Origin of the sequence: Vibrio sp. 10N.286.52.F8, from assembly GCF_041468745.1 — a bacterium.
In the GTDB taxonomy this organism is placed as follows: domain Bacteria; phylum Pseudomonadota; class Gammaproteobacteria; order Enterobacterales; family Vibrionaceae; genus Vibrio; species Vibrio crassostreae_C.
Map to the genome: position 1 here is coordinate 32,924 of NZ_JBFRJF010000010.1, position 15,440 is coordinate 48,363.

Sequence of the window (15,440 nt, forward strand, 5' to 3'; positions counted from 1 at the left end):
AACACGGCCCGTTTTTTTAAGCTAGGGAACTACAACAACAAGTTATGGAACTTATATTAATATCCACTGCGTTTATCGCAGGATTTATTGCTTTAAAGTGTCACCTTCCCCCATTAGTTGGTTTTTTGGTTGCAGGCTTTGGGCTTTTTGCCTTTGGCTTTGAAACCAATGACACCATCATTACTTTAGCTGACCTTGGTGTCACGCTGCTTCTATTTACTATCGGCTTAAAGCTCGATATCAAAACCCTACTCTCTAAAGAGATCTGGGCTGGCGCGACAATCCACAACCTTTTGTCCACTCTGTTTTTCGCCGTCGCCCTGTTTGGCTTTAAGTTCTTAGGTATTTCATCGCTAGCTGCCATGTCGGTAGAACAGATCGTTCTGCTCGGTTTTGCTCTTTCATTCTCTAGTACTGTATTTGCGGTTAAGACTCTGCAAGAGAAAGGCGAAATGAATGCGACCTACGGAACGTTAGCGATTGGTATCTTGGTCATGCAGGATATCTTCGCCGTAGTATTCTTAACGGCTTCTACGGGCAAAATACCTGAGTGGTATGCAATTGCTCTGTTTGCCCTACCCTTATTACGCCCACTGTTCTACAAAGTGCTCGATTGGGTTGGTCACGGTGAGATGCTGGTTCTTTCCGGCATCTTCTTCGCATTAGTCGTCGGTGCTGGTTTATTCCATTTGGTTGGTGTGAAACCAGATTTGGGGGCTCTTGTTCTAGGTATGTTACTTGCTGGTCACCCAAAAGCCTCAGAATTATCAAAGTCGCTGTTTAACCTTAAAGAACTTTTCCTTGTCTGTTTCTTCTTGAATATTGGTCTGTCAGAGCAACCAACCATTCAAGGCTTTATGCTCGCAATCTTGTTCTTGCTGATGCTGCCAGTGAAAGGTGTTCTCTACTTCTTGGTACTCAACCGCTTCAAGTTCCGTGTTCGAACGTCTCTACTTGCCTCGCTATCACTGTTTAACTATAGCGAGTTTGGCCTCATCGTTGGTGGTCTCGCCTTCAAGATGGGTTGGATGTCGGGTGATATCTTAGTTGCCGTTGCCATTGCAGTTTCACTGTCTTTTCTAATCGCTGCTCCTTTAAACCGAGCTGGTCATAAGCTTTATCAGCAGTCAGGTAAATGGCTAAAAGAGCATGCGTCAGAAAAGCTTCACCGACGTGATAAGCGAATTGACCCTGGTCGTGCCCAAGTGCTTATTCTAGGTATGGGCCGAATTGGTACCGGTGCTTATGACGAATTACGTACTCGCTATGGCAAGGTCAGCCTAGGTGTAGAAGTGCGTGAAGAAGCCGCGCACAACCACAGAAGCCAAGGCAGAAACGTGATTTCTGGCGACGCGACTGACCCAGATTTCTGGGAGCGAATTCTAGATACAGCAAACGTAAAGCTGGTGATTTTGGCAATGCCTCACCACCAAGGTAATCAAACCGCTTTAGAACAATTAAAGTCACGTAACTTTAAAGGCCAAATTGCGGCTATTGCTGAATATCCCGATCAACTCGAAACACTGAAAGAGAATGGCGTTGATGCGGCATTTAACATTTACAGCGAGGCTGGTAGTGGTTTTGCTCGCCACGTTTGCGAACAGTTAAATCCAAATATCAATAAAATCTAGTATTAGACAGTGTTCAACTAAACCTCTCAAAACTGCCTATTTTTCGCACTTTTGAGAGGTTTTTGTTTAAAAAACCAACCGCAATTAAACATCACACACCAAAAGCACATAAAAATTAGATAATTTCTAACAGAACACCCTTTATATTATTTTTTTGCTCACATCCGGTTGCTTTTTTTACCCAGAATGGCAAATTGAATGCAGTTGATTTGGAAATTATTTAAAAGGAAGTTCTATGTGTTCAGTATTTGGCATTCTCGACATTAAAAGTGATGCCGCAACACTTCGCCCTATTGCTTTAGAAATGTCTAAGAAGCTTCGTCACCGTGGTCCAGACTGGTCTGGTATCTATGCTGGTGAAAAAGCAATCCTTGCTCATGAACGTCTTGCTATTGTTGGCTTGAACAGTGGTGCTCAACCACTATACAGTCAAGACAAAAAGCACATTCTTGCAGTAAACGGTGAAATTTATAACCACAAAGAACTTCGTGCACGCTATGAAGATAAGTACCAGTTCCAGACTGATTCTGACTGTGAAGTTATCCTAGCGCTATACCAAGAGATGGGTGCAGACCTTCTAGAAGAGCTTAACGGTATTTTCGCATTCGTTTTATACGACGAAGAGAAAGACGAGTACCTAGTGGGCCGCGACCATATTGGTATCATCCCGCTTTACCAAGGTTACGATGAGCACGGCAACTACTACGTGGCTTCAGAGATGAAAGCATTGGTTGAAGTATGTAAGACGATCAGTGAATTCCCTCCAGGTAGCTTCTACTCTTCGAAAGATGCTGAACCTCAACGCTACTACATCCGCGATTGGAACGAGTACGCTGCGGTACAAGGCAACAGCACAAGCAAAGAAGAACTGACTGAAGCGCTAGAAGCAGCCGTTAAACGTCAACTAATGACTGACGTTCCTTACGGTGTACTTCTATCTGGTGGCCTGGATTCATCAATTACTTCAGCAGTTGCAAAACGCTTTGCGGCAATGCGTATCGAAGATGATGAGCAATCTGAAGCTTGGTGGCCACAACTGCACTCGTTCGCTGTTGGTCTTGAAGGCGCACCAGACCTTATCGCTGCTCGTGAAGTTGCGGACAAGATCGGAACTGTGCACCATGAGATGACTTACACTATTCAGGAAGGCCTAGACGCAATCCGTGACGTTATCTACCATATCGAAACTTACGATGTAACGACGATTCGTGCATCAACGCCAATGTACTTGCTGGCTCGTAAGATCAAAGCGATGGGCATCAAGATGGTACTTTCAGGTGAAGGTGCTGATGAAATCTTTGGTGGTTACCTGTACTTCCATAAAGCGCCAAACGCGAAAGAGTTCCACGAAGAGACAGTACGTAAACTGCTTGCTCTAAGCATGTTCGACTGTGCTCGTGCAAACAAATCGCTAGCGGCATGGGGTGTTGAAGGCCGTGTACCATTCTTGGATAAAGAGTTCATCGATGTCGCAATGCGTCTGAACCCTGAAGATAAGATGTGCGGTAACGGTAAGATGGAGAAACACATCCTGCGTGAGTGTTTTGAAGACTACCTACCAGATTCAATCGCATGGCGTCAAAAAGAGCAGTTCTCTGATGGTGTTGGCTACGATTGGATTGATACATTGAAAGCAACGGCTGAAGCAAAAGTAACGGATCAACAAATGGAAGCTGCTAAGTTCCGTTTCCCTTACAACACGCCAACAACCAAAGAAGGTTATGCTTACCGTGAAATCTTTGAGGAGCTATTCCCTCTAGAATCTGCGGCAGAGTGTGTACCTGGTGGTCCTTCAGTTGCTTGTTCATCAGCGAAAGCGATTGAGTGGGATGAGTCATTCAAAAACTGTGTCGACCCATCAGGCCGTGCAGTACAAGCCGTTCACAACGATGCTTACAACGCTTAGAGCGTTTTGAACAAATCCTAAAGACTAAAAAAGGCGCATTATGCGCCTTTTGTTTTAAGCCTATTTTTATTACTGCAGTTATGCGCGAGCTTGTAGTGCTTCGTTCTCAATACTGATTGGAACGACTTGGCTGATCATTTTCACCAGCATAATCGATCGAGCCTCACCGTCTTTCTGATCGAAAATAGCTTCAACCCCAGCAAATTGGCCACTCTGAATCTTAACTACCTGTCCAGATTCAAACTCAACACAACAATCTTCCACTTCGTTACTGCAGCACTTCTCAAACTCTTTAAGTTCAAACACCAAGTCTCCTTGGACCTCGTGCGGCAGTGAACCGAACTTAATAAAGTCCACAACGCCACGTGTTGAACGAACGGTCGTGAAGCTAGGACCTTGCTCATAGTCGAAGCGAACAAAGATGTAAGACGGAAACAGCGGTTCTTTGACCTGCTTTTCTTTCCCTCTCACCACCTTTTCGACTTCTATTTGAGGGTAAAAGCACTCTACCCCCTGATTCTCTAAGTGCTGCTGAGCGCGTTTTTGATCACCACGCTTACAGTAAAGCAAATACCAACGTTTCATTTGACTAGCCATTTTATATTTTTAGATATTTTACCACATGCCTAAAACGGTTAAATCACCATTAATAAAATGAATCGTTGCTAACGAAAAATAATGCGTAGCAGACCAATTTATCAACAAAAAGTTATAGGTGTCGGAGTGGTTAAGCATTGTACAGAGATCATTTAGAGATCAAAAGACTCATTGTTGTAAGCATATGTATGCCCCACCTAATGCGCATGCCACTCCCTTAAAACTCAAAATGATACACCAGAGCAATATATCTAAAGATTTTAATTCAACACAACTTTAATGAAGGTTATTAACCAACCAACTCAAATCTGGAAAATTAGTTTGCAGCACATCTAAAATGGGCAACATTAAAAATAAAGATATTTAATATCAACATCTTAGTTAAACCAAGTTGTCGTGACCATAAAATAAGTCTATTGCAGACTTTTATCCCACTGTGTATACATGAATGACTATAAAATCTTTTAATACCTAAAATTAGTAAAACTTATGCCAAGCAACCACAACATCTTTGGCCACCCTAGAGGCCTATTTCTACTTTTTAGCACAGAGCTATGGGAACGTTTCTCTTACTATGCGATGCGTGCCATCCTTGTCTTATTTTTGACTGACACTACCCTCAACGGTGGACTGGGTTGGTCAACGAAAGACGCACTCGATCTCTACGGTATTTACACCGGCTTAGTCTATATCACACCATTAATTGGTGGCTGGATTGCCGATAACTACCTAGGTCAGCGTAAATCAATTATGATTGGCGGTGTATTGATGGCACTTGGCCAATTTACAATGGCTCTACCTAACGGCTTCATCGGTTTAGACCAAGTGAACGCGCTGTACCTTGGTTTAGCTCTGCTAATCAGTGGTAACGGTATGTTTAAGCCGAACATCTCAACCATGGTTGGCGATCTGTACCAAGAAGGCGATAACCGCCGTGACGGTGCTTTCACCATTTTCTACATGGGCATCAACTTAGGTGCGCTGCTTGGTGGCTTAATTTCAGGTGCTGCTGTCGATTCATTCGGTTGGAAAGCAGGTTTCCTAGCCGCTGGTATTGGTATGGTTATTAGCTTGATCATGCAAGTGACAATGGCTCAGTCTTGGTTGGGCAACATCGGTTCTGTACCTGCTGCTGCAAGAGCGAAAGCACTAAACAAATCTAAAGAAAAAGCGCCACTGACCAAAGAAGAGTTCGACAGACTAAAAGTGATTCTTATCATGGGTCTGTTCGTGATTGTTTTCTGGGCGGGCTTTGAACAAGCTGGCGGCCTAATGAACATCTACACTCAACAATATACTGACCGTATGATTGGTGGCTTTGAAGTTCCTGCTGCGTGGTTCCAATCTTTGAACCCATTCTTCATCATTACACTTGCTCCAATCATTGCTGCGTTCTGGGTGAAACTGGGTAAGCGTGAACCCAACTCTCCTGTTAAGTTTGCAATGGCATTGTTCTTCTTAGCACTGGGCTTTGTGTGCATGATGGGCGCGGTAATGGAGCAAGGCGGTGACCTAACCGTGAAAACATCAATGCTATGGCTAGTCGGTGCTTTCTTCTTCCATACCCTTGGTGAGCTTTGTCTATCGCCTATTGGCCTGTCGTTGGTCACTAAGTTAGCTCCACTTCGCCTAGCATCATTGATGATGGGTGCATGGTTTGGCTTCAATGCGGTGGCAAACTACGTGGCAGGCCTGGTCGGTTCTCACGTTGGTGAGCTTGGTGCTATGTCAATCTTCAGTGGTATTGCTATCACAGCAACGGTGAGTGCCATATTACTGCTGCTTTGTGCTGGTAAGCTTGTATCATGGATGCATGGTGTAGAAACCAACATGACGCTTGAAGCAGAACCAAAAGCAGAAACTTCGGTCGCTTAATAGCTAGATCGATTTCAAGAAGAAACATCAAGATCAAAAAGGGCTGCTCAATGAGCAGCCCTTTTGTTATCTATTCAATCGCCATATCAGTTAGCGATGAAGCGCCACTAGTTCAGCCATCATGTCGATGTGTGAGTCTCTGTCGTTCAGACACATAATGTAGCTAAAGTCCGAACCACCAGCGTCAATGAACGTCTCTTTACACTGGTCTGAAATCTCTTCCAACGTTTCCAAACAGTCAACCGAAAAGGCAGGTGCCATGATGTCGATCTTCTTGATGCCTTTACTCGGCAGTGACTCAAGTGTCTCGTCAGTGTATGGCTTCAACCACTCTTCTCGACCAAATCGCGATTGGTATGTCATGGTGATATCGTCCGCTAACAAACCTAACTCTGCCGCAAGCAGCTTTGTTGTCGCTTCACAATGCTGAGGGTAGATATCGCCTTCATCAGCCAGTCGCTTCGGAATACCGTGGAAAGAACACACTAAATGATCGGCTCTGCCATTTTTATCCCAATGACTGCGGACGCTTTCAGCCAATGCTTTTGCATAGCTTGGGTGCGCGTAGTAGTCGCGAATAAAGCGATAGCTCGGGATAACTGGCATCTGCTTAAAGGCTTTGGTCAAACCATCAGAAACCGCCGCTGTGGTTGTGCCAGAGTACTGCGGATACAGAGGCAGTACGATGATGTCCTCAACGCCCTGCTCCATCAGTTGCTCAACACCAGTCTTTAGGCTTGGGTTGCCATAGGTCATACCCAGTGCAACAGGCATCTCTAGTTTTTTCTGGAGCTTTTCAGCTTGTCTTTGAGAGTACACAAGCAGTGGTGAGCCCTCATCCATCCAGACAGACTGATACAGCTTAGCAACTTTAGGCGAGCGAATCGGTAAAATCACGCCATGTAATATAGGACACCAAAGCCAACGCGTTAGGTTTACAACTCGCTTGTCGTGTAAGAATTCACTCAAAAATCGACGAACGCCAGCGGGGGTCGCCGCATCTGGCGTTCCTAAGTTCACCAGTAAAACGCCCTGCTTTTTATTATTTTCCATAGATACCTGAGACCAATATGTGATTTTCTGGAAAGTAATATACTAATCTGCATAAGTTTAAGATCATTGCGCCTCAATGAAAGTCTGAATAATCATTCTTCATATGAGATACACAAAATCCACTCTCAATTGCTAGCCACTGCCGTCGGGTCTGAACCGTTCTGAATCATGTGCAATCAAGTTATATAGATTGGTATCGTACTAAAAATTGAAACAAAAAAAGCGACCCTTAAGGTCGCTTCCAATATATCAAATTCTAAAACTGGCTGTTAGCCAATTATGCTAGTGCTTTCTCAAGTTCTGCACTAACTTCAGCAACTTGCTTAGTACCGTCAAACTTAAGGTACTGAGTGTTACCTGCTTCAGCTTCTTTACCGTAGTAAGAGATTAGCGGAGCTGTTTGATCGTGGTATACACCTAGACGTGCACGAACTGTTTCTTCTTTGTCGTCATCACGTACCACTAGGTCTTCACCCGTTACGTCATCTTTACCTTCTTCTTTAGGCGGATTGTACACAGTGTGGTATGTACGACCAGAAGGAAGGTGAGCACGACGACCAGCCATACGCTCAACAATCACATCGTCAGCTACGTCAAATTCAACAACGTAATCAACAGCGATGCCCATTTCTTTTAGGCCATCAGCTTGTGGGATTGTGCGTGGGAAACCGTCTAGTAGGAAACCTTTCTCACAGTCATCTTGAGCGATACGCTCTTTGATAAGACCAAGGATAATTTCATCAGAAACTAGCTGACCAGCGTCGATTACTGATTTTGCTTGCTTACCAAGCTCAGTACCCGCTTTGATAGCAGCACGTAGCATGTCACCAGTTGAAATTTGAGGGATACCAAATTTGTTCATGATGAAGTTAGCTTGAGTACCTTTACCCGCGCCAGGAGCACCTAGAAGAATGATGCGCATGTTTAATCCTCTTATAAAATTATGATTTATACCGAAGCTCACTATCCCTCCATTCTTGCTCATTTTTAGGATGAACAGAAAGCGTTAAGTAACCATTGAGGCTAAGCAAAACTGTGAACAGAAGCAAAACGGTAAGTTTCGGTATAACGTTTAAAAAATCATACAACTGGAGATAGTTGCTTCTTAGCCCCAGCTGATTAGGTCGAGCATTCTATCACATTAATATTCAATTTGGCTGAATTTACGACTAAAGAATGCATCGACAACATTTGTTGTGACGATAACGGTGACGTTGACCACGTTAGGTCAATTTTCAACGACGTTCATAAAAAAAGCCCGCATTTGCGAGCTTTTTATTGTAATTGTTGGCTTAACCTAAAGTCGAAAGACTAACGCTTTGTTAGTAGCTCGTTGATTGCACCCAAGAATTGTGACGGATCTTCCATTGAGCCCTTTTCAGCCAGCATCGCTTGACCAAGTAGCAACTCAACCCAACGACCAAACGCTTGCTCGTCTGCTTCGTCAGCCATCTGTTTAACCAGTGCGTGCTCAGGGTTAATCTCGAAGATGTACTTCACTTCCGGTGCCGCTTGACCCGCAGCTTCAAGAAGCTTCGCCATTTGCGTGCCCATTTCGAAGTCGTCAGTCACAACAACCGCAGGTGTTGTTGCTAGCTTGAAGGTCGTACGAACTTCTTTAACACGACCACCTAGGTAAGATTGAGTACGCTCAACAACAGATTTGAACTCTTCTTCTGTCTCTTTTTGCTTCTCTTTCTCTTCTTCACCTTCAAACTTGCTTAGGTCTAAGCCTGCTTTAGTGATCGATTGGAACTGTTTACCGTCGAAGTCAGTCAGGTAGTTCATTACGTACTCATCAATACGATCGTACATTAGAACCACTTCAATACCTTTAGCTTTGAACTGCTCCAAGTGTGGGCTGTTCTTAGCGGCAGCGTAGCTATCTGCTGTCAGGTAGTAAATCTTATCTTGGCCTTCTTTCATGCGCTCAACGTAAGATTCTAGGCTGATGGTTTGTTCAGCAGAATCCACTTCCGTTGACGAGAAACGAAGTAGACCAGCGATCTTCTCTTTGTTCGCCATATCTTCAGCCGGGCCTTCTTTCAATACTAGGCCGAACTCTTTCCAAAACTCTAGGTACTTATCATTGTCATTCTTCGCCATGCGCTCAAGCATAGTCAGTACACGCTTGGTACATGCGCCACGAAGAGACTGAGTTACCTTGTTGTCTTGCAGGATTTCACGAGACACGTTCAATGGCAGATCGTTTGAGTCAATCAAGCCACGAACGAAACGCATGTAAGATGGCATGAACTGCTCTGCGTCATCCATGATGAATACACGCTGCACGTAAAGTTTCAAGCCACTCTTGTGGTCACGGTTCATCATGTCCCAAGGTGCTTTCGCTGGGATGTAAAGCAGGCTTGTGTAATCGTTCTTACCTTCAACCTTGTTGTGGCTCCAGGTTAGTGGATCAGCAAAGTCGTGAGATACGTGTTTGTAAAACTCTTGGTACTCTTCTTTCTCGATATCAGACTTGTTACGAGTCCAAAGTGCTTGCGCCTTGTTGATCTGTTCCCAATGTTTCTCTTCGGTGTCTTTACCTTCGTCATCTTTCACTGCTGTGAAGATAGAAACAGGAATACCGATGTGGTCAGAATATTTACCAATCACTTCACGCAGACGCCACTCATTTAAGAACTCTTTACCGTCTTCACGCATGTGCAGAACGATGTCAGTACCACGAGACTCTTTAGTGATGTCTTCGATTGTGTAATCGCCTTCACCTGCAGAGTGCCACTGAACAGCTTCATTGTTCGGCAGGCCAGCTGCACGTGTGCGAACCGTTACCGCGTCTGCAACGATGAATGCAGAATAGAAACCCACACCAAATTGACCAATCAGTTGAGAATCTTTGCTTTGGTCTTCAGACAGCTTTGAGAAAAAGTCTGCAGTGCCTGACTTAGCAATCGTACCTAAATGCTCAATAACGTTGTCGCGGCTCATACCGATACCGTTATCAGAAATGGTTAACGTGTTTGCTTCCGCGTTGAATGAAAGTTTTACACCTAGATCTGCATCACCTTGGTAAAGGTCACCGTTCGATAGAGCTTGAAAACGAAGCTTATCAGCCGCGTCAGATGCGTTAGAGATCAGCTCACGTAGAAAGATTTCTTTATTTGAATACAGTGAGTGAATCATTAGATGAAGTAGTTGTTTTACTTCAGATTGAAAGCCACGAGTCTCTTTATTTTGCGTTGCCGTTTCGCTCATTTTTACTCCAAAACATCTATACTTTATGTTGAATAATCATAGGGGCGTAACACTTGATGCCACTCTTCTGTTCATTAACATGAGGATGACAAATGTAAATTCAAGGTCAAAAATCATAAAAACACTGTTTTTTTTATCTGTTTTTATTATCCTTGAGCCTGATAAATATAAAAGAACATAAAATAAGCCATGATTTGGTGAAGAATTAACGGAACTTCACCTGAGATTTGTCTATTTCGCCCCCCAAAACAATCCAAAATAGAAGAATTCAATGAGTAATATCGGCACAAAGTTTATTCTCGCACAACGGTTCGTATTCGACCCAAACAGCAATTCACTTGTCGATCAAATGAGCGACGGTGAAGTCGTACGTCTTGGTAGCAATGAAAGCCGCATTCTCTTGATGCTGTCAGAAAGGCCTAATGAAGTTATCACTCGTAATGAATTGCATGAGTATGTTTGGCGAGACCAAGGCTTTGAGGTGGATGACTCAAGCTTAACGCAAGCCGTATCGACTCTGAGAAAGATGCTCAAAGACTCGACTAAATCTCCTGAATTCGTAAAGACAGTACCGAAGCGCGGTTACCAATTTATTGCGACCGTTGAGCGCTCTGCGCCACTGTCATCAAATGATCAGCCAGTAGCCGCTGAAATTGCAGAAAATGACGTTGAACCTATCCTAACGTTTGCAACGCCTGCAGCGACTGAACAAGCAATCACTGACACATTTGAACCTGAGCCAATTACAAAAGTTCAACAAACTAAAGTGGCAGTAGAACCAGCAACCGCTCCTGTTGTAGCTCCGGCTAAAAGCACCAATAAATGGTTAACATTTTGGTTACTGCTTGCCGCTTTCATCATGCCGATTCTCGTTTTAACGTTTACTACCCCGGTGGAGTCCGAGTTCACGGTTTTGACTGAAGTGGATGGTGTAAAGGTTCAATCACCGGTTAACCACCCAGACCTCAGCAGTTGGCTGCCAGCAATAGAAAAGTGTGTATTAAGTTACAACACGAGTCACACTGGTGTGTTAAAGCCGGCTGAAGTGATCGCTACAGGAGGACAAACCAATAACCTTGCCCTCAATTACATTCACCCGCAAGATTACTCGAGCGAAAATGTAACCCTAAGAATTTACGCAAACCAGTCGGATGTAAACGACATTTGTAACGGTGGTAAGTAACATGAAATTAAAAGTATCGATTATCTTACTGGTTCTATCGGCATTTTTGAGTGGTTGGCTATATTGGAGCAGCAATGCAAAAGTAGAGCGCTTGCTCACTCAGCATGAATGGCAGTCGAGAATGGTGACGCTGATTAGCGATAACAAGCAAGCTGACTCAATCGGCCCACTTCGTAGAGTTGAACTATCATCGAATGCGAAATACCTACCAAATGGTACATATTTAAGAATGTCAGTGGTTAGACTTTACGGTAATCAAACTGAGCCTGCGAATGTCATCAACATCTCTGAAACGGGTCAGTGGGATATTAACGATAACTACTTACTGGTTTCGCCAACGGAGTTTAAAGATGTGACCTCGGCTCAGCGCCAAGACTTTTCAGAAGAACAGCTAGAGCTGATCACTCAAGTCATTAAGATGAACGCAGAGCAAAGCCGCCGCATAGATATTGTTAACCCGAAGGCACTGCTACTGACTAGCTTAAATCATGGTTCTACCGTATTGTTTTCAAACTAAGATTGGATCGCTATTTACTGTTTATGAATAGCTGAATACCATGAAACGGTAAACCAATAGAAAAAAGGGGCATGAAGCCCCTTTTTTGTTAGCCGTTGGTATCAAATTACGGATGTAGCATTTTAAGGATTAACCATGAAAACGGAACAACCTAATCTGGCGCCAGCGAAAGAGACAGCAACAAAAGCCACAATCGCGATACACTATTGCCGTCAATGCAATTGGATGCTTCGCTCTAGTTGGTTATGCCAAGAGCTACTGCATACCTTCAGCGAAGAAATTGAACAAGTGAGCTTACACCCAGACACAGGAGGCAGGTTCGAAATCTTTTGTAATGGTGTGCAGATTTGGGAAAGAAAAGCAGATGACGGTTTTCCAGAGGCGAAAGTTCTGAAGCAAAGAGTACGAAACATCATTGCTCCAGACAGAGATCTCGGCCACGTGGACTCAAAATAAGCCTTTCACAGCCGATCCAATGATTTAAAGCTGACCACTCACGAGAACATCACCTTCAAGACTAATGACTTTGAAGGTATTGTTTTCATAGATGCCATAGCTTGCCGCGTGTCCCTCTCGTGGGAATGTCACCGAGCTAGGGTTAAAGATAAAGATGTCATCTTGGTATTCGGCGACAGGAATATGGGTATGACCGTGTGCAATGATATCGCCCGCCTTCAACGCAGGGCGTTTATTGGTGTTGTACAAATGGCCATGCGTTAGGAAGATACGCTGGCCTGATTCTAATAGCACCCACGAGTAATCCATCATCATTGGAAAAGACAACAACATCTGATCCACTTCGCTATCGCAGTTACCACGAACGGCAATGATCTCTTGAGAAAACGCATTCAACTTATCTGCAACCGCCGGCGGGTTGTATCCTTCTGGAATCGGATTTCTTGGTCCATGATTCAGAATGTCACCCAATAGAACTAAATATTGCGCACCAGATGCTTGGTAGAGTTCTAATACCTTTTCTGTTGCTGGCAGCGAACCGTGTAGGTCTGAAGCAAAAAATAATTTCACACGTACTTCTCCATAAAATTTATGAGCCTATTGTACGTATCTAAATGCTACACGTCATCTCTCGCCATACCATTGATCACGATATTATTGTAACTAACCATACCGACTATCTTGTTATCACGAACTACTGGCGCACGACTGATACCAAAGCGTTCAAACAAGCGAGCGCAATACTTTACGTTCATCTCAGCAGACACGCTTAGCGCTGGCTTGGTCATGATCTCATAAACATTGGTTCGCTTTGGAGATCGGTTCTTAGCCAGTACTTTCTTGGCAATGTCATTCATCAATACGATACCGTATTCGTCATCTTCGTGGCGTTTATCGACAATGATTGCCTTCACTTTGTGCTTTTTAGCCATCTCTATCGCTTCTAACACCGTGGTTAGCCCATCGATAATCACATACGTATTGGCCATGACATCGCCTACTCGGATCTTTTCACTGGTACTCATAGCTCATCCTCCACAACCTTTGTTAACGTCTCGACTTGATGCGCAACCCCGACTGCGTCTTCGATATCGATCTGCACCGCTATACCTTGTCCTGACTCCTGGTCAAACTCACCGACTTCGCCAATAGTTTCAAGAATATGCCTCGCTAAGTGTTCCTCAACCACAAACAGCAACACATCTTTTTGTACCTCTAGCGTTAGGCCAAAGAAGGTGGTTTTTTGGTTTAAGCCTTGCCCTCTGGCGTTGTTAATCACCGTTGCTCCAGTCGCGCCCGCATCACGCGCGGCATCGAGCACAGTGTCGGTCTTGCTCTCTTCTACAAACGCTAAGATAAGTTTAAAGCGCATCTTTGCTCTCCTTAGAGGTGTGTAAACGGTTTAACCATTGTGTTATTTGGGCATAGCCCATCACTGGAATGATGGGAAATAAGCTGGCAAAGGCGATCAACCCAAAGCCATCAATAACAGGGTTTCTTCCTGGTACGGTTGAAGCGAGTCCAAGCCCGAGCGCCGTCACTAAAGGGACTGTCACCGTTGATGTAGTGACGCCACCCGAATCGTAGGCCAATGGAATAATGAGTTTTGGGGCGTAAAAGGTTTGAATGACCACGACGACATAACCAAAAATGATGTAGTAGTGGATCGGGTCACCCGCAACGATACGGTAGCTGCCCAGTGAGATACCGATAGCAACGCCCAATGCCACGGCGATCCTCAGCCCATTGACGCTGATACTGCCACCGGAAACTTGGTTCGCCTTAATCGCTACAGCAATCAAAGAGGGCTCGGCTATCGTGGTGCTGAAACCAATACAAAACGCGAAAAGATAGACCCAGTAATAATCAAACCAAGCCAAAGCAAGACCAGAACTGATCTTAAACTCAGTCAAAAAACTCGGCTCGGTGAGTTGCATTGCCATCGTCTCCCCTAGAGGGAATAACGCGAGTTCCAATCCCATCAAAAAGAGTGATAAGCCAAGAATGACGTAGAAGAAACCGATCAGCACTTTGGCTAGGTTATTGACTGGCTTTCGTAATACCGCCAACTGAAAACCGAAGATGATGATCGCAATCGGGATCACATCCATCACAGTGCCGAGAAAGGTGTCGATAAATTGTTGAACACTGATCATGTCACCACCATCCCGTACACCATGACAAACATCATCGGCAGCAACGAAGCAAACGCGATCAACCCAAAACCATCTATCATCGGATTACGCCCTTTAATTGCCGAGGCTAAACCCACCCCTAACGCAGTTACTAATGGGACGGTGATCGTCGATGTCGTTACTCCACCAGAGTCATACGCAATTCCAATGATGTTTTCCGGAGCAAATGCAGTGAGCACCACCACTCCAATATATCCACCGATGATCATGTATTGGATTGGCCAACCTTTTAAGATTCTCAGCACACCGAGTAAAATAGCGATACCGACTGACAGTGCCACAGTAAAGCGCAGGCCATTGGCATACTGCTCCATTTCATCTAACGTATTGGGGATTACACCTCCCTCAGCTGCCACTTCTGCGGCTTCGGCAGCGACTGCGGTTAACGCTGGCTCGGCTATGGTGGTACCAAAACCCAAACAAAAAGCGAAGATCAATAACCAGAACACACTCCCCTTTCTGGCAAATGCTTGAGCCATCGATTCGCCAATTGGAAACAACCCCATTTCAAGGCCAAAAATAAAGAAAGTGAGTCCAAAAACGACGAGCACTAAGCCAATCAGAATAGATAAAAGATGAGGAAGTGGCTCTTGTAAGACAGCAAGCTGGAAGAAAGCGATTACCGCCACGATTGGCAATAGATCCCTCAGGCTACCTAACATGGATCGAAACAAAGCAAGCACCGCCGTCATCGCAATTCCTTGTCGCTGGTTATGAATTAATAATAATCATGGCAAATCCTTATCATTGCTTATGTGACAAATATTACGCAGTTGGTAACATATCCAAGTAAAGTGCATAAGTGTGATAA

At 44.4% G+C, this 15,440-nt stretch carries 15 protein-coding genes; 6 read left to right on the top strand and 9 right to left on the bottom strand.

The annotated features are described in order from the left end of the window. Positions 1 to 44: 44 nt before the first annotated feature. Positions 45 to 1,631, top strand: a complete 1,587-nt coding sequence (locus AB4133_RS04210) for a cation:proton antiporter family protein (protein WP_017062195.1) — start codon at positions 45 to 47, stop codon at positions 1,629 to 1,631. A 235-nt stretch (positions 1,632 to 1,866) separates the two neighbouring features. Next, positions 1,867 to 3,537, top strand: coding sequence for an asparagine synthase B (gene asnB / locus AB4133_RS04215; protein ID WP_102320162.1), 1,671 nt, complete (start codon positions 1,867 to 1,869; stop codon positions 3,535 to 3,537). A 78-nt stretch (positions 3,538 to 3,615) separates the two neighbouring features. Here the strand turns inward: asnB and rfaH are convergent, their stop codons facing one another. After that, the gene (rfaH, locus tag AB4133_RS04220) at positions 3,616 to 4,122 is read right to left on the bottom strand and encodes a transcription/translation regulatory transformer protein RfaH (RefSeq protein WP_017068990.1); all 507 of its coding nucleotides are present in this window, start codon (positions 4,120 to 4,122) and stop codon (positions 3,616 to 3,618) included. A 501-nt stretch (positions 4,123 to 4,623) separates the two neighbouring features. Between rfaH and AB4133_RS04225 the strand changes: the two genes are divergently transcribed. Next, on the top strand, positions 4,624 to 6,009 hold the full coding sequence (locus AB4133_RS04225; protein WP_102393253.1) for a peptide MFS transporter: 1,386 nt from the start codon (positions 4,624 to 4,626) through the stop codon (positions 6,007 to 6,009). Between the two features lie 90 nt (positions 6,010 to 6,099). Here AB4133_RS04225 and hemH read toward each other — a convergent pair whose 3' ends face one another. The 3 genes from hemH to htpG all read right to left on the bottom strand — a co-directional run bounded on the left by hemH (position 6,100) and on the right by htpG (position 10,278). Further along, a complete protein-coding gene (gene hemH, locus AB4133_RS04230; protein ID WP_017068992.1) occupies positions 6,100 to 7,062 on the bottom strand; it encodes a ferrochelatase in 963 nt (320 codons plus the stop codon). 277 nt (positions 7,063 to 7,339) lie between these two features. Next, a complete protein-coding gene (gene adk / locus AB4133_RS04235; protein WP_017062200.1) occupies positions 7,340 to 7,984 on the bottom strand; it encodes an adenylate kinase in 645 nt (214 codons plus the stop codon). A gap of 389 nt (positions 7,985 to 8,373) precedes the next feature. After that, positions 8,374 to 10,278, bottom strand: a complete 1,905-nt coding sequence (gene htpG, locus AB4133_RS04240; RefSeq protein WP_017062201.1) for a molecular chaperone HtpG — start codon at positions 10,276 to 10,278, stop codon at positions 8,374 to 8,376. 271 nt (positions 10,279 to 10,549) lie between these two features. Between htpG and AB4133_RS04245 the strand changes: the two genes are divergently transcribed. The 3 genes from AB4133_RS04245 to AB4133_RS04255 all read left to right on the top strand — a co-directional run bounded on the left by AB4133_RS04245 (position 10,550) and on the right by AB4133_RS04255 (position 12,434). Next, positions 10,550 to 11,461 (top strand): transcriptional regulator, encoded by a 912-nt coding sequence (locus AB4133_RS04245; RefSeq protein WP_017063403.1) that lies wholly within the window; start codon positions 10,550 to 10,552, stop codon positions 11,459 to 11,461. A gap of 1 nt (position 11,462) precedes the next feature. After that, complete coding sequence (locus tag AB4133_RS04250; protein ID WP_017062203.1) at positions 11,463 to 11,978, top strand: regulatory protein ToxS; 516 nt, start codon at positions 11,463 to 11,465, stop codon at positions 11,976 to 11,978. 135 nt (positions 11,979 to 12,113) lie between these two features. Continuing rightward, entirely contained in the window at positions 12,114 to 12,434 is a 321-nt protein-coding gene (locus AB4133_RS04255; RefSeq protein WP_017062204.1) for a SelT/SelW/SelH family protein, read from the top strand. 24 nt (positions 12,435 to 12,458) lie between these two features. On the opposite strand, the gene yfcE is transcribed toward AB4133_RS04255, so the two are convergent. The 5 genes from yfcE to AB4133_RS04280 are packed head-to-tail and all read right to left on the bottom strand — an operon-like array spanning position 12,459 to position 15,321. Further along, complete coding sequence (gene yfcE / locus AB4133_RS04260; protein ID WP_017068995.1) at positions 12,459 to 13,004, bottom strand: phosphodiesterase; 546 nt, start codon at positions 13,002 to 13,004, stop codon at positions 12,459 to 12,461. 47 nt (positions 13,005 to 13,051) lie between these two features. Continuing rightward, on the bottom strand, positions 13,052 to 13,459 hold the full coding sequence (locus tag AB4133_RS04265) for a CBS domain-containing protein (protein ID WP_017062206.1): 408 nt from the start codon (positions 13,457 to 13,459) through the stop codon (positions 13,052 to 13,054). After that, positions 13,456 to 13,806: a P-II family nitrogen regulator gene (locus AB4133_RS04270; protein WP_017062207.1), complete on the bottom strand. Its 351-nt coding sequence runs from the start codon at positions 13,804 to 13,806 to the stop codon at positions 13,456 to 13,458. The genes AB4133_RS04265 and AB4133_RS04270 overlap by 4 nt, the downstream gene beginning before the upstream one ends. After that, positions 13,796 to 14,590, bottom strand: a complete 795-nt coding sequence (locus tag AB4133_RS04275) for a DUF1538 domain-containing protein (protein ID WP_372224008.1) — start codon at positions 14,588 to 14,590, stop codon at positions 13,796 to 13,798. Before AB4133_RS04275 ends, AB4133_RS04270 begins: the two co-directional genes overlap by 11 nt. Then, on the bottom strand, positions 14,587 to 15,321 hold the full coding sequence (locus tag AB4133_RS04280) for a DUF1538 family protein (RefSeq protein ID WP_372224009.1): 735 nt from the start codon (positions 15,319 to 15,321) through the stop codon (positions 14,587 to 14,589). Before AB4133_RS04280 ends, AB4133_RS04275 begins: the two co-directional genes overlap by 4 nt. Between the last annotated feature and the right edge of the window lie 119 nt (positions 15,322 to 15,440).

Coding starts and splice junctions, on each gene's coding strand:
- AB4133_RS04225 (WP_102393253.1), top strand. CDS start 4,624: ATGCCAAGCAACCACAACATCTTTGGCCACCCTAGAGGCCTATTTCTA.
- rfaH (WP_017068990.1), bottom strand. CDS start 4,122: ATGAAACGTTGGTATTTGCTTTACTGTAAGCGTGGTGATCAAAAACGC.
- AB4133_RS04250 (WP_017062203.1), top strand. CDS start 11,463: ATGAAATTAAAAGTATCGATTATCTTACTGGTTCTATCGGCATTTTTG.
- asnB (WP_102320162.1), top strand. CDS start 1,867: ATGTGTTCAGTATTTGGCATTCTCGACATTAAAAGTGATGCCGCAACA.
- AB4133_RS04275 (WP_372224008.1), bottom strand. CDS start 14,590: ATGATCAGTGTTCAACAATTTATCGACACCTTTCTCGGCACTGTGATG.
- AB4133_RS04245 (WP_017063403.1), top strand. CDS start 10,550: ATGAGTAATATCGGCACAAAGTTTATTCTCGCACAACGGTTCGTATTC.
- htpG (WP_017062201.1), bottom strand. CDS start 10,278: ATGAGCGAAACGGCAACGCAAAATAAAGAGACTCGTGGCTTTCAATCT.
- AB4133_RS04265 (WP_017062206.1), bottom strand. CDS start 13,459: ATGAGTACCAGTGAAAAGATCCGAGTAGGCGATGTCATGGCCAATACG.
- hemH (WP_017068992.1), bottom strand. CDS start 7,062: ATGGAAAATAATAAAAAGCAGGGCGTTTTACTGGTGAACTTAGGAACG.
- AB4133_RS04280 (WP_372224009.1), bottom strand. CDS start 15,321: ATGACGGCGGTGCTTGCTTTGTTTCGATCCATGTTAGGTAGCCTGAGG.
- adk (WP_017062200.1), bottom strand. CDS start 7,984: ATGCGCATCATTCTTCTAGGTGCTCCTGGCGCGGGTAAAGGTACTCAA.
- AB4133_RS04210 (WP_017062195.1), top strand. CDS start 45: ATGGAACTTATATTAATATCCACTGCGTTTATCGCAGGATTTATTGCT.
- AB4133_RS04255 (WP_017062204.1), top strand. CDS start 12,114: ATGAAAACGGAACAACCTAATCTGGCGCCAGCGAAAGAGACAGCAACA.
- AB4133_RS04270 (WP_017062207.1), bottom strand. CDS start 13,806: ATGCGCTTTAAACTTATCTTAGCGTTTGTAGAAGAGAGCAAGACCGAC.